The organism is Baaleninema simplex PCC 7105 (assembly GCF_000332355.1).
Taxonomy (GTDB): Bacteria; Cyanobacteriota; Cyanobacteriia; order Cyanobacteriales; family Geitlerinemataceae; genus Baaleninema; species Baaleninema simplex.
Genome location: NZ_KB235958.1, coordinates 2,538,065 through 2,550,646 on the forward strand (window position 1 = coordinate 2,538,065; position 12,582 = coordinate 2,550,646).

Below are 12,582 nucleotides of genomic sequence, written 5' to 3' on the forward strand. Positions count from 1 at the left end.
GCTTCTTTGGCTTTCGATACCTCCTAAGTAAAAGTCATAGCCTTATCAGCTCCCCCTCTCCCCCTCTCCCTTTCTCCCTTTCCCAAAACATGATGACTTCCACTCAAGCACAACTCCTCGAAAACGCCCTTTCTGTCGCTGGACTGACAGACTACATTCAAACGACGCTGCAAGACGACCCGCAATTGCGAGGCGTGTGGGTGCTGGGGGAAGTCTCGAGTGCCAAAAAACACGCTTACGGGATTTTCTTTACCCTCGCCGATCCCGACGACAACAGCAGTATTACCTGCGTGGTGTGGAAAAGTCAGATTGCAAAACTGACGGCGTTTCCCACGGAGGGCGAACAAATGCTGATTTTGGGAAATGTGGGCCTGTTCCGCAAACAGGGACGCTATCAACTGAGCGTGTGGCAAATTCTCCCCGTCGGGGCGGGTTTTCAGGCGTTGCGTTACCGCCAGTTGCGAAATCGCCTCGCAGCGGAAGGGCTGTTTGATGAGGAACGCAAGCGATCGCTCCCACCCCATCCTCACACCATCGCCGTCGTCACCTCGCCTCAAGCGGCGGCGTGGGGAGATATTCAACGCACGCTCGCTTCCCGCTATCCGGGGTTGCGAGTGTTGTTATCGCCGACGTTAGTTCAGGGCGATCGCGCTCCCGAGGCGATCGTCCACGCCATCGATCGCGTCTGTCGAGACGGACGCGCTCAAGTGTTAATTCTCGCGCGAGGTGGAGGAGCGACGGAAGATTTAGCCGCTTTCGACGACGAACGGGTGGTTCGAGCGATCGCCACCTGTCCGATTCCCGTCATCACTGGAATCGGACACCAGCGAGACGAATCTCTCGCCGATCTCGTGGCGGATTGGTGCGCTCATACGCCTACAGCGGCGGCGGAACGGGTGGTTCCAGAACTGGCGGTGCTGTGCGACGAACATCGCGATCGCCAGTTTCGGTTAAATCGAGCGGTGGTGGCGCAACTTCAACAGGCGCGATCGCAAATCCAGCAACTGCGCCAACGGTTGAGTTTGGTTCCGGTACGCCGTCAACTCCAGCAAGAACGCCAACACCTAGAACGACTCGATCGCCAACTACGCCAAGCGGTTCGCCATCGCCTCCAGCACGCGCGACACCATCAGCAGTTATTGCGAGAGAAACTGGCGGTTCTCGATCCTCAAGCGGTGTTACAGCGAGGGTACGCGGTGGTACGAGGAAGCGACGGCGAAATCCTGCGATCGCCTTCGGATACGAAAATCGGCCGCGTGCTGACCCTTCAACTGGCTCGAGGTCGCGTTAAGGTGAAAGTAACGAAACTCGATCCTTGAGTTGACGCACTCCGGCGAGGTTGTAATGAGCGAAACTTGGAACTATGAAGCCACGGTGGATAATATCGAGTCGATTATCACTCGCATCGAATCGGGGGATTTGCAACTCGAGGAGGTGTTCGAGCAGTTCGCCACCGCCACCGAACAACTCAGCCAGTGCGATCGCTTCCTCCACGAAAAGCAGCAACAGTTAGATTTGTCCGTCGAAACCCTCGAGGATGGAGATGATGGGGTGAGGTGATGGTGAGATGATGCGGTGATGAGATGATGAGAGCTTTTCACCTCATCTCCCCCTCTCCCTTGCTCCCCCTCTCCCTTGCTCCCCCTCCAAGAACCGATCGCGCAACGCCTCGAACAACCGCTTGACTTTCTCTATATCTTTATCTCCAGGCGATCGCTCTACACCACTCGACAAATCGATACCGTCGGGGGTTAACTGAGATAGGGCTAAGTTAACGTTATTCGGGTTGAGTCCCCCCGCCAGAAACCAGGGACAGGGAAACTGGAAAGTCTGCAAACTCTCCCAATTCAAGGTTTTTCCCGTTCCGCCCAGGTGTTGGGGATCGTAGGCGTCGAGCAACACTGCATCGACGACATCGCAGTAGTCGGACAGGCGATCGAGATCGCTGGCTCTGCGAACGCGAAAGGCTTTGATCAGTTCGACGTGGGGAAGGTGCGATCGCACGTGCTGGCAATATTCCGGGGATTCGTCGGAGTGAAGTTGTACCCCCGTCAGCGGCGTCGCTTCCACTACGCGGCAAATCTCGTCTACGCTCGTTTTAGCAAACACGCCAATCAGATCGATTTCCCTGGCTCCCTGGCTCTCCGGCTCCCCGGCTCCCCAAACGGGCAGAGTGCGGCAAATCTCAACAATACGGGCGATCGGAACGTAACGTGGCGATGCGGATACGCAGATAAACCCCAACGCTGTCGCCCCGAGTTCGACAATGGCTGACCCCTGTTTGGGTCGTGTAATTCCGCAAATCTTCACCCGCATTGTATTTTTCGACTTTCTATCATATCGGAGACAATTTTAAAACAATTCGTATCAAAAATTTAATTAAGTGTTAAAAATTTAAACAATTCCAGAAGAATGTCGGAGCGCTCTTTATAATTTCTATAATTTCGTGAAACGTTCTGTAAATTTTTTAATTGGAGTTAAGTTTTGATGAATGCTGGTTTAATTACTGCTGCAACAGGATTGACGTCGCCCTGGTCGTTGAACGTTGCCATTATTATGATTGTTTGTAACTTATTTGCCGTTGCCATCGGGCGTTTTGCCATCCAAAAACGCGGAGTCGGCCCGGCCCTTCCGGTCAACGTTCCCGGTTTGTTTGAAGGCTTTGGTTGGGCGGAACTTCTGGCCACGGCGAGTTTGGGGCATATCCTCGGTGCGGGAATCATCCTGGGCTTGGGGGGAACGGGTGCGCTATAGTCACTCGTCAGACTCCTGAATACGGAATTTTGCAGAGTTAGGGGAAGCGAAGATCTCTCGTTTCCCCTTTTTAGCGATCGCGAAACTTTCCCAACGGCGATCGCCCCTGGAAACTGCCACGGCCAAAACCTCTCCTCGAAAAAGATACTAAAATAAGAATATACCCCTGACGGGCGCGTTCCGCGCGTGGTGTGGGGTCGATCGATACGGCGTCAAGCAAATTTAGGAACGTTTCATGCAATCAGGAGCGCGAGTCGGATCGCTATTTGGAATTCCGTTATACGTACACTCTTCCTGGCTGGTTATCGTTGCCCTATTTACCCTGGCCAAAGGGATTGCGTGGCAAGAAATTTATCCAGAGTGGGGAGAATTGTTAGCCTACAGTGCGGGATTTGCTAGCTCGATCTTGCTGTTTGCGTCAGTGTTGTTACACGAACTCGGCCATAGCTTAGTCGCACTATCTCAGGGCATTAAAGTCAACTCGATTACTTTATTTTTGTTCGGCGGAATTGCCGCGATCGATCGAGAATCGAAAACCCCCGCTCAAGCCTTCCAAGTGGCGATCGCCGGGCCGTCTGTCAGTTTCGGCCTCTTCGTCGTTTTAAGCTTACTGGCGTCGTTCCTACCGGACGGAAACGCCCCCGTCCGCGTGTTGACGGAAAACCTCGCGCAAATCAACCTCGTCTTGTGCGTGTTTAACCTGATACCGGGATTGCCCCTCGACGGCGGCCAAGTTCTCAAAGCGTTGGTATGGAAAATGACAGGCGATCGATTCAAAGCAGTACGAGCAGCAGCACGAACGGGATCGCTTCTCGGCGGAACGGCGATCGCCTTCGGACTGTTTCTCACCTTCACCGGATATAGCGGCGGCCTCTGGATTGCGTTACTCGGCTGGTTTGTCCTGCAAAACGCCAGCGCCTACGATCGCGTCACCGCCGTACAACAAGTTCTCGCCACCACCCCCATTTCGGAAGCCATGACTCGCCATTTCCGAGTCGTAGACGCTCACCTGACGATTCGAGAGTTTGCCGATCGCTATCTCCTCAGCGAACTGTACGACAGCCACGACGCCAAACACCAACCCTATTTTGCCGCGTCGGAAGGGCGATATCGCGGCGCCGTGAAAGTGGACGACTTGCGATTTATCGATCGCCAAGAGTGGGAACGTCAAACCCTCACCGACATCGCCCATCCCCTCGAAGAACTCGTCACCGTGCGCGAAAACACCCCCCTCCTCAACGGAATTTCCGTGATGGAAAGCCACAAGTTGCGAGATTTAACGGTTCTGACACCCGCCGACGCTATTGCGGGAATTGTCGATCGCGGCGATATCGTACAAATCGTCGCCCAAAAACTGGGGATGAGCGTTCCCAAAGCCGAAATCGATCGCATCAAAACGGAAGGGAAATATCCCTCTGGGTTTCCCCTGCACAATATTGCATCCAATACGAACAGCGAATCTTGACACTCCCACGAATTCTATTCGTGGGATTCTTGGGTCTATGGGGAGCCAACGCTTAACCCCTCGCCAAACATCTTGACCGTCTGCCCGACGGCTGCAAGTCCACGCTGCACGACCACCTGCGCGGCGGCTATATCCCGATCGGTGGTATAGCCACACTCAGGACACTGATGAACGCGAACTGAAAGCTCTTTTTTTCCTGTATTCGTACCACAACTGGGACAAATTTGGCTGGTTCCCTTCGCGTCCACTTCCGCGTAGAAGACGCCGCGCTTCCAGCACACCCACTTCAGGATCCTCAAAAACTCACCGTGAGCCGCATCGAGGGTATGCTTTGAGAACATCCCTCTCGCCCAGGCTTTGAAGTTGAGTTTCTCTGCAAACACCATCCCCACGTCGTCGCAGAGACGGTGAGCCAGCTTATAGAAGAAATCCTGACGACAGTTGCGGATGTATTCGTGCAGTTTGGCAACCTTATGGTGAGCTTTACGCCAGTTATTTGACCCTTTAACCTTTTGAGACACTCTCTGTTGCAGCAATTTCAGCTTGCTCTGGAGGTCTACAAAGAATCGGGGTCTTGGCACTAACTCACCAGCAGAGGTGGCCAGATAGTTGCTCAATCCTACGTCAATTCCTAACGCTTCCCCGTGGGGTACGATGTCGGGAACTTCAATCTCGCACTGAAGGGTTAGCATCACGTACCACCCGGAAGCTCGCTTGACCACTTGGGCTTGTTTGACAACGAAGCCTTCGGGAATCGCTCGTGAGAGCCGCATCTTCACCCATCCCACTCCAGGGAGCTTGACGCGATTTCCTCGAACGGGGTCTTTTCCCAACTGTGGGAACAACAGGGAGCGCAATCTCCCCGGTTTCTTGAATCTGGGGAATCCGTGTCCTCTCTCCCACATTGAGACAAAGGCTTTTTCTAAACGTCGCAATCCCCCCGTAGCCCCCCTTCCCAAGGGGGGTTGGGGGGATATCTGAGCGTGAGCCAAAGCTAACTCGGGATAGACTTTTCGAGCTTGGGTTAAGGCTTTGCATTGACTCGAAAAACTGGGTCGGGGCGCGTCGGGGGGAATAATGTACTCACCTCGAAGAGAGCATCGATCGATGGGACAGGCTCTCGACTTGTACCAGTCTTTGCGCTCTGCTAAAGCATAGTTCCAAACCCGACGAGAGGTTTCTAGCCACTCGTCATAGGTCTGTTGCTGCTGCTTGGTTAGCGCAAGTTTGTACTGGTAAGTGAGGTTGAGCATCACTGTGACTGAATGCTCGAATGATTGTAGTCTAAAATTGGACTTTCTTTTTTTTATCACCGCCGCAGGACGCAGATTCCTGTAACGGCGGCGACTTGGTCTCGGAGCTTAAAAGCTCCGACGCGTTCGTCCCACGCTTAAAAGACGTGGGCTTTGCTCCCTTTTCTGTAACGGCCTCGTCTTATGTCTAATGCCGATTTTTGGGAATCCGAAGCTACCCGTCAACCTTGGTTTGCATCGAGATCGACCCCTTCAGAACCGGAAAACACCACCGCCGACTCTACCGTTCCCAACCTTTCGACGACGCTAACCCAACTGCGAGCGATCGCCACCGCTCTGGTTCCCGTCGAAGCCGCCTTAGCCTATCTCAGCACCCTGCGAGAACCGGCGACGCTGGAAACTCGTGTCCGCCAAACGTCGGAAAATACCTCGGTGGAGTCTTTTCGCGCCTCGACTCGAGACTATCTCGACGAACTCGACGAGATCGAACGTCAGTTACAGGGAGGTGAGGGCGAAACCGTCGAGTTGTGGAAGCAGTTACAGGCGACTCACAACGGAATTCGCATCAAACAGCGCAGCGTCGAAGCCCTGTTTTGGCATTTGGCGTCCGGGGCGACGGGAGAACGCAGCGGCTTACACGCCTCGATCGCTCAAATGCGCGATCGCACCCTGCAAAACGAAGCCGAAATGCAGTACTCCGATATCGAACGTCTCGCTCGACAACTTCCGACGGAAGCCCTGTCTCATCAAGCCGTAGATCTATTCAGCGACGCCGGACAAGCCACCCTCGGTTTGATGCTGGAAATCGAACAGCGTCAGCGGGTTATCGAACGCCTGATCCTCGACGATCGCTCGGTTCCCGTGGCGATTACCGTCTTGTCGATCGTCTATGCTGTGGGTGTTGTGGGCTTTATCGTCCTGTTCGTGTGGCTGTGGGGCGACGGCTTTCTCGTCGAATCTCTCGGCGATCGCAAACTGCCCGTCGTCGGCGTTCCCTGGCCCGTGCTAGCGTGGAGTTTGTTCGGGAGTTTGGCGGCGATCGTCTATCGCTTCATTCACTGCCCATTTCGCCGTCTCGGAGAAACCGCAAAATGGATGTGGATGCGCCCGATACAGGGCATTTTATTCGGTGGTGCCAGCTATCTGATTGTCGAGGCGGGATTGTCGGTGTTGGTCGATCGCATCGGAGCAGAAACCCCACTTCCCCTCGCCGATCCGACTATTTTGGTCTTGTCGTTTTTAGTCGGATTTAGCGATCGCCTCGCCGACACGGTCTTTCGCTTCGCCGAGCGGTAAAATTGAATAAAAAAACAATCTCGCTTCATCAGAACCCCGGCATCTCCAAGATGCCGGGGTTCTAGTTTGAAATCCGTTTTTCAGAAATACAAACCTTCCTGTTTTCTGTGTCTCTGTAGTAAATTTTGCTCCTCTACAAACGATTTAATTTTGCCTTGATTTCAGGATTATACAATCGCAAATAATTCCAATAATTCCCCATCACCGAACTAATATATCCCTTCGTTTCGGGGAACGGAATTTGAGAGACGAAAACATCCGGGTCGGAAAAGCCAAATCGCGAGATCCAGTCGTCCACGTTGCCCGGACCGGCATTGTAACTCGCGAGCGCAAATAACGTATTATTGTTGTATTCGTCGTGGGTGTAATCGAGATATAACGTCCCCAACCGAATGTTGTCGTCGGGATTTTCTAAATCTACGGGGGCGGGTTCCTCGCTTTTCTCCGCAATCCATTCCCCCGTTTCGTAGATAACCTGCATCAACCCCACCGCATCGGCGATCGAGCGAATTTCAGGCATAAATCGCGACTCCTGACGAATTAACGCCACTGTCAACAACGGATCGAGATCTCGCTCTTTCGACCACTTGAGAATCGACTCCTGATAGGGAAATGGATACAGAGCGTACCAATAGGCAAAATCGGCTTTTAATTCCTTATATCTCGCCAGTTCTTCAGGATCGTCGCGCCATCCTAAACTCGTCAACATAAAAATGCTGTCGAGGTAATCTCCCACACTTTGACGCAAAATGCCGTCAGTGTACTGCTCGTCAACCGTGGGATCCATCGGATCGGGAAATTCCACCTGCCAGCGCTTCCAAGCCGCGCGATCGAACCCCAAAGCGTGCAGTTCTCGGGTGGCGAGAGATCCCGCCGTTAGAGCGGGACGTTTCTGCAAATTGGCGATCGCCGGAGAAATCGATCGCACCGTCGTAAAGTTTCCCACGTTCCAACCCAGCAGCGACGCCGAACGCCACGCATAATAAGACTCGGGATAGGTTTTCAACAGGTACTCGAACGCCGCTCGCGCATCGTTGGGTTTATTGAGAGTCTGCGCCCATTTCCCCACCCAAAACGCCGCTTCCGGGGCGAGGTCGCTATCGGGATTTTCCGTGACGATCTGACGCGCCCAGTCCCAGGCTTTGGCGTAATTCCCCGATTTTGCTCGCTCTCGGGCGTTTTCCCAGCGTATTTCGGCAGCCGTGTCGGAACGGCTGTATTGCGTCAAAACTGACTGACGGGCTTGTTGCGCCGAAGTGGAACTGTTGAGTTGCGCCAACGCCTTCGATCGCTCGAAAAGCGCTTCGGCGGCGCGATCGCCAAATCCCGCAATGACGCGATCGAGCAGGGGAATCGCATCTTCGGCTTCGACGAGTCGAGACAGCTTCAACAGCCCTTCAGCCGTTTCGGTAGCCTCGGGAAACTGACTGGCTAACTGGCGGTAGGCTTGACGGGCTTCCGTTTTGTAACCGCCGAGTTCCAACCCTCGGGCGGTGCGATAGAGGTTGCGGGCAGTTTTAGGGGCTTTGGCGTAAGCTTTCCCCGCGCTTCCGTAGGTGATTTTTTCCCAATACCCGAAGGCGACTCGTTCCCAATCTTCCGGCGTCAGGCGGGAACTGTGGGCGTCTACAAGGCGATCGAGCAGTTCGGTGACGTTTCTGAGGTATAAATGGGTCGAAAGCAGCTTTAACAGCTCGAAATCCGTCGGGTTGGCCTCGAGGCGATCGAGGGCGATTTCCCCACTGCGGGGATGTCTCGGAAACTCCGCCAAGAGGCGATCGAGATATGACGCCTCAGACTGTCCTAACTCGAAAAGGGCTTCGGCGGCCGCCAGATCGTCGGGGAAATTCGACACGAGAGATTTCAGAGTATCCGTGGCGGCGTCGGCGTTTCCCGCCAGTCGTTGCGCCTGCGCTCGTTGGAGCAATACATATCCTGCCAAACGCGGGTATTCAGATTCCAAATTCTCGAGGTACGCCAACGCCGTTCGAGCGTCGTCGGCGGCGATCGCCTCCACAGCCAAAACGTAGCGGGCCCGCGATCGCTCGAGTCCCGGCGTTCCCTCGGCGATCGCCACCAGTTTAGCCTGACGTTCGGTCGGGGAAAGCAACAACGCTTGGAGAACCGTCGAGTCTTCGAGAGCGATCGCTACTTCACCGTTCGACTTGCTCGCCGGAATGCGGATGTTCGAGACGACCGCCCCCGTCAACAAAGCACAGACCCCCAGTCCCGCGACCAGAACCCATCGCGTTGTCCGTCGTTTCAGCATCGATCGCCTTACCCCAGAGAGTTTTTTGTCTTGGAAAATTGTAGCAATCCCTCGAGGGCGATCGCCGCCGTTCGCCCGATGAAGAGACGACTGGATAAGGAGATGACGAGACGATCCGACAACAATCCGTTATCAATTGTCAATTCTCAATTGTCAATTTTCTCGCCATTCCTAGTACATTAAACAAGGTATATCGTGACAAAACGGATTCGACATTGGATTAAAGATGACATTATCACCCCCATTGAACTTTCTAATCGGTGTGGGCGATTTTCCCACAATTCTCGCGACCACAACCGAAGCGACACTCGAAGCAGAAGCGGACGGTGCAACAGTTTTAGGTGGCGTTCTTTTAAGTTTGGTCGTCATTTATCTGGCGAGTAAACTCGGTGGCGAAATTTTCGCACGTCTGAATTTACCCCCCGTTCTCGGCGATCTCGTCGGCGGCGTCGTCGTGGGGGTTTCTGTGTTTAATTTGATCGTTTTTCCAGAAACCGGAGCAGAAGCCACCGATTCTCTCGTATTTCGCTTCATTCAAGCCACGAGCGACATTACACCCGAAACCTTAGCCGCCTCGTTCCATGCAGAAAGTGAGGTAATTAGCGTTCTCTCAGAACTCGGGGTGATTATCCTCCTGTTTGAAATCGGCTTGGAATCCGAACTCGGCGAACTTCTCAAATACGGACCGCAAGCTGCGATCGTCGCAGTCGTCGGGGTGGCTGCCCCCTTTGCCATGGGAACCGCCGGACTGATGACGATTTTTCACGTCGCTGCTATTCCCGCCATTTTCGCCGGTGCAGCCCTCACCGCCACCAGTATTGGTATTACGGCGAAAGTTTTGGCGGAGATTAACAAACTCAGCTCTAAAGAAGGTCAAATCATTATCGGGGCGGCAGTTCTCGACGATGTTTTGGGAATTATCGTCCTCGCCGTCGTTGCCAGCCTGGTGAAAACTGGAGAAGTGCAAGTGACCGGCATCCTCTATCTGACGGTGAGTGCTGGGGTGTTTCTCATCGGTTCGATTCTCTTAGGACGGCTGTTAGCCCCTTATTTTATTGCTCTGGTCAAAGAGTTGAAAACACGCGGTCCGCTATTGATCGCGTCGCTGATCGTGGTGTTCGTGTTCTCCTATGTCGCCGCTGCGATTCAACTGGAATCGATTTTAGGTGCTTTCGCCGCTGGTTTGATTCTCGGCGAAACGGAGAAGCAACACGAAATTGAAGAACAGGTCATTCCCGTGGCCGATATGCTGGTTCCGGTGTTCTTCGTCGTCGTCGGGGCCCGTACCGATTTGGCGGTTCTCAATCCGGCCGTACCGAGTAACCGTGAAGGTTTAATTATCGCGACGTTTTTAATCGTCGTGGCGATCGTCGGCAAAGTCATTACGGGATATACGATCTTCGGTCAACCCGATACCAACAAACTCGCGATCGGCGTGGGGATGATTCCTCGAGGGGAAGTGGGATTAGTCTTTGCTGCGGTCGGTTCGGCCAGCGGGGCCCTCTCAGAAGCTTTAGAGGCGGCGATCGTGGTCATGGTTATCATCACCACCTTCCTCGCTCCTCCCTTGTTGCGAGTCGTTCTCGAACGAGGGGCTAAACCGGTCGAAGAGGTTCAAAGTTAGAAACAGCAGGGGAGTAGGGGAGATCGAGAGGAACTCTGAACTGTCACCCCTCTTCACTCTCCCATCTCCCCTCTTCACCGATCGGGTTTCCCCATCTCCCGTTACCCGACTTGGACTTGGGAACTGTCTACGTCAGTCGCCCCTTCAACTTGACTGGCAATACTCACGAGATTGTCGAGAACCTCTCGAGACGGGACGGTTCCTTTCAACACCACCTTACTGCCGAGTTGCGCGACCCATACCGTTTCGATATCGTCTGTATCGGAATCGAGATCGAAGGCTCGAACCACTCGCTTGGCCAGACCGCTTTGGTCGTATTTACCGTCGAGTCCCACCCGTTCCGGGGGAATTGGCGTCCCCTCTTCGGAGGGCGTGTCGGAGGCTTCGGCAGCCATCGGAGCTTGAGCGAGTTTTCCTCCAGCTCGTTCGACCGCTTCTTTAATGGGCATCGGTGGAAACTCGTAAGCGGTTTTCTCGTCTTCTTTTCCAAAAATGCGACTCAACCAACCCATACAAAAAGTTCTCCTAATGTTTTTATTTTTCGGCGGCGATACGGCCAATATGATAAAAGTATCGATCCAGGCTCTATGGCATTCTTAAGCAAAAAACAATGAAACATACGCTTTCAGTTTTAGTCGAAGACGAGGCGGGGGTGCTGACCCGAATTGCTGGACTGTTCGCCCGTCGGGGCTTCAATATCGAAAGTTTGGCGGTGGGATCGGCCGAGCAGGGCGGGATTTCTCGCATTACGATGGTCGTCAACGGCAACGACCAGGTGATCGAGCAGATTACCAAGCAACTCTACAAGCTGATTAACGTTATTAAGGTTCAGGACATCACCGACGTTCCCTGTGTGGAACGGGAACTGATGTTGATTAAGGTGAACGCCTCGAGTACGACGCGATCGGAAATTGTGGAACTGGCCCAGATTTTTCGGGCCCGGATTGTGGACGTGGCTGACGATTCGCTGATTATCGAGGTTGTTGGCGACCCCGGTAAGATGGTTGCGTTCGTTCAAGTCTTGCAAAAATTCGGCATCCGCGAAGTCGCGAGAACTGGTAAAATCGCTCTGATTCGCGAGTCTGGGGTGAATACGGAGTTTCTGCGGCTGTCGGAAATAAAGGTATGAGTGCGAGACGAACGGGCGATCGCAGGTTCGAGCCGTTGAAAACCGAACGATTGATTTTACGGCGGTGGCGTCCGAGCGATCGCACTCCCTTTGCCGCCATAAACGCCGATCCCCAGGTGATGGAATATTTTCCAAGCCGGTTAACCCCCGAACAAAGCGATGCATCGATCGCTCGTATCGAAGCGCACTTCGATCGTCATGGATTTGGCTTTTGGGCGGTGGAAATTCCCCATTTTACCCCGTTGGCGGGATTTATCGGGTTGTCCGTTCCCCGTTTTGAGGCGCACTTTACGCCCTGTGTGGAAATTGGCTGGCGTCTGGGGAGGCAGTATTGGGGGCGAGGGTATGCGACAGAAGGCGCACGGGCTGCGCTGGCCTGGGGATTCGAGCGATTGCAGCTTTCGGAAATCGTCTCGTTTACCGTGCCACACAACTGGCGATCTCGCCGGGTTATGGAAAATATCGGGATGACGCGCGATCCGAACGACGACTTCCGACATCCGGCCTTGGCAGACACTCATCCTCTGTCTTGTCACGTTCTCTATCGGTGCGATCGCTCGGCTTTCGCTCGCTCGCGGTTTTCAAATACAGACCCGTAGAGGATTGCGATCGAACTATCGACAGTCGACAGACAGGTCTATATACTAAAAAGGTAGACAGACAGGTCTATATAAAATTGTGAGAGCCAACCTCCATCAGCGTCTTATGGGGAATCTGTTTCCGATAAACTGGGTTTCAAGAAGTCTTCACCACATCCCCCCTTAGCCCCCTATCCCCCCTTCGCCCCCCTTT

General features: G+C 53.8%; 12 protein-coding genes. 8 read left to right on the top strand and 4 right to left on the bottom strand.

Annotation, left to right across the window (positions count from 1 at the left end; all coding sequences use genetic code 11):
- Positions 1–89: 89 nt before the first annotated feature.
- On the top strand, positions 90–1,319 hold the full coding sequence (gene xseA / locus GEI7105_RS0113195) for an exodeoxyribonuclease VII large subunit (RefSeq protein WP_026097638.1): 1,230 nt from the start codon (positions 90–92) through the stop codon (positions 1,317–1,319).
- 25 nt (positions 1,320–1,344) lie between these two features.
- Positions 1,345–1,560, top strand: a complete 216-nt coding sequence (gene xseB, locus GEI7105_RS0113200; RefSeq protein ID WP_017660929.1) for an exodeoxyribonuclease VII small subunit — start codon at positions 1,345–1,347, stop codon at positions 1,558–1,560.
- A 42-nt stretch (positions 1,561–1,602) separates the two neighbouring features.
- Here the strand turns inward: xseB and GEI7105_RS0113205 are convergent, their stop codons facing one another.
- Positions 1,603–2,316 carry a phosphoribosylanthranilate isomerase gene (locus GEI7105_RS0113205; RefSeq protein ID WP_017660930.1) on the bottom strand — a complete coding sequence of 238 codons (714 nt, stop codon included), beginning with the start codon at positions 2,314–2,316 and terminating at the stop codon, positions 1,603–1,605.
- Positions 2,317–2,487: 171 nt separating this feature from the next.
- On the opposite strand from GEI7105_RS0113205, the gene psaK reads away from it, so the two are divergent.
- Entirely contained in the window at positions 2,488–2,754 is a 267-nt protein-coding gene (gene psaK, locus GEI7105_RS0113210) for a photosystem I reaction center subunit PsaK (protein WP_017660931.1), read from the top strand.
- 235 nt (positions 2,755–2,989) lie between these two features.
- Positions 2,990–4,219, top strand: coding sequence for a site-2 protease family protein (locus tag GEI7105_RS0113215; RefSeq protein WP_017660932.1), 1,230 nt, complete (start codon positions 2,990–2,992; stop codon positions 4,217–4,219).
- Between the two features lie 35 nt (positions 4,220–4,254).
- Here the strand turns inward: GEI7105_RS0113215 and GEI7105_RS0113220 are convergent, their stop codons facing one another.
- Positions 4,255–5,472 carry an RNA-guided endonuclease InsQ/TnpB family protein gene (locus tag GEI7105_RS0113220; RefSeq protein ID WP_017660933.1) on the bottom strand — a complete coding sequence of 406 codons (1,218 nt, stop codon included), beginning with the start codon at positions 5,470–5,472 and terminating at the stop codon, positions 4,255–4,257.
- A 183-nt stretch (positions 5,473–5,655) separates the two neighbouring features.
- Here GEI7105_RS0113220 and GEI7105_RS0113225 point away from each other — a divergent pair, with 183 nt between their 5' ends.
- Positions 5,656–6,768 (top strand): hypothetical protein, encoded by a 1,113-nt coding sequence (locus GEI7105_RS0113225; protein ID WP_017660934.1) that lies wholly within the window; start codon positions 5,656–5,658, stop codon positions 6,766–6,768.
- A 133-nt stretch (positions 6,769–6,901) separates the two neighbouring features.
- On the opposite strand, the gene GEI7105_RS0113230 is transcribed toward GEI7105_RS0113225, so the two are convergent.
- A complete protein-coding gene (locus GEI7105_RS0113230) occupies positions 6,902–9,037 on the bottom strand; it encodes a transglycosylase SLT domain-containing protein (RefSeq protein ID WP_017660935.1) in 2,136 nt (711 codons plus the stop codon).
- Positions 9,038–9,263: 226 nt separating this feature from the next.
- Here GEI7105_RS0113230 and GEI7105_RS30385 point away from each other — a divergent pair, with 226 nt between their 5' ends.
- On the top strand, positions 9,264–10,661 hold the full coding sequence (locus GEI7105_RS30385) for a cation:proton antiporter (protein ID WP_144053792.1): 1,398 nt from the start codon (positions 9,264–9,266) through the stop codon (positions 10,659–10,661).
- Positions 10,662–10,762: 101 nt separating this feature from the next.
- Here the strand turns inward: GEI7105_RS30385 and GEI7105_RS0113245 are convergent, their stop codons facing one another.
- Entirely contained in the window at positions 10,763–11,173 is a 411-nt protein-coding gene (locus tag GEI7105_RS0113245; RefSeq protein WP_017660938.1) for a hypothetical protein, read from the bottom strand.
- Between the two features lie 98 nt (positions 11,174–11,271).
- Here GEI7105_RS0113245 and ilvN point away from each other — a divergent pair, with 98 nt between their 5' ends.
- Together ilvN and GEI7105_RS30390 are read left to right on the top strand one after the other, a co-directional pair.
- Positions 11,272–11,790 (top strand): acetolactate synthase small subunit, encoded by a 519-nt coding sequence (ilvN, locus tag GEI7105_RS0113250; RefSeq protein ID WP_017660939.1) that lies wholly within the window; start codon positions 11,272–11,274, stop codon positions 11,788–11,790.
- On the top strand, positions 11,787–12,389 hold the full coding sequence (locus GEI7105_RS30390; protein ID WP_051044144.1) for a GNAT family N-acetyltransferase: 603 nt from the start codon (positions 11,787–11,789) through the stop codon (positions 12,387–12,389). The genes ilvN and GEI7105_RS30390 overlap by 4 nt, the downstream gene beginning before the upstream one ends.
- The last annotated feature ends 193 nt before the right edge of the window (positions 12,390–12,582 follow it).

Excerpts from the sequence above, each read along its gene's own strand:
- GEI7105_RS30385 (WP_144053792.1), top strand. The coding sequence starts at position 9,264 with ATGACATTATCACCCCCATTGAACTTTCTAATCGGTGTGGGCGATTTT.
- GEI7105_RS0113230 (WP_017660935.1), bottom strand. The coding sequence starts at position 9,037 with ATGCTGAAACGACGGACAACGCGATGGGTTCTGGTCGCGGGACTGGGG.
- ilvN (WP_017660939.1), top strand. The coding sequence starts at position 11,272 with ATGAAACATACGCTTTCAGTTTTAGTCGAAGACGAGGCGGGGGTGCTG.
- xseA (WP_026097638.1), top strand. The coding sequence starts at position 90 with ATGATGACTTCCACTCAAGCACAACTCCTCGAAAACGCCCTTTCTGTC.
- xseB (WP_017660929.1), top strand. The coding sequence starts at position 1,345 with ATGAGCGAAACTTGGAACTATGAAGCCACGGTGGATAATATCGAGTCG.
- GEI7105_RS0113215 (WP_017660932.1), top strand. The coding sequence starts at position 2,990 with ATGCAATCAGGAGCGCGAGTCGGATCGCTATTTGGAATTCCGTTATAC.
- GEI7105_RS30390 (WP_051044144.1), top strand. The coding sequence starts at position 11,787 with ATGAGTGCGAGACGAACGGGCGATCGCAGGTTCGAGCCGTTGAAAACC.
- psaK (WP_017660931.1), top strand. The coding sequence starts at position 2,488 with ATGAATGCTGGTTTAATTACTGCTGCAACAGGATTGACGTCGCCCTGG.
- GEI7105_RS0113205 (WP_017660930.1), bottom strand. The coding sequence starts at position 2,316 with ATGCGGGTGAAGATTTGCGGAATTACACGACCCAAACAGGGGTCAGCC.
- GEI7105_RS0113225 (WP_017660934.1), top strand. The coding sequence starts at position 5,656 with ATGTCTAATGCCGATTTTTGGGAATCCGAAGCTACCCGTCAACCTTGG.
- GEI7105_RS0113245 (WP_017660938.1), bottom strand. The coding sequence starts at position 11,173 with ATGGGTTGGTTGAGTCGCATTTTTGGAAAAGAAGACGAGAAAACCGCT.
- GEI7105_RS0113220 (WP_017660933.1), bottom strand. The coding sequence starts at position 5,472 with ATGCTCAACCTCACTTACCAGTACAAACTTGCGCTAACCAAGCAGCAG.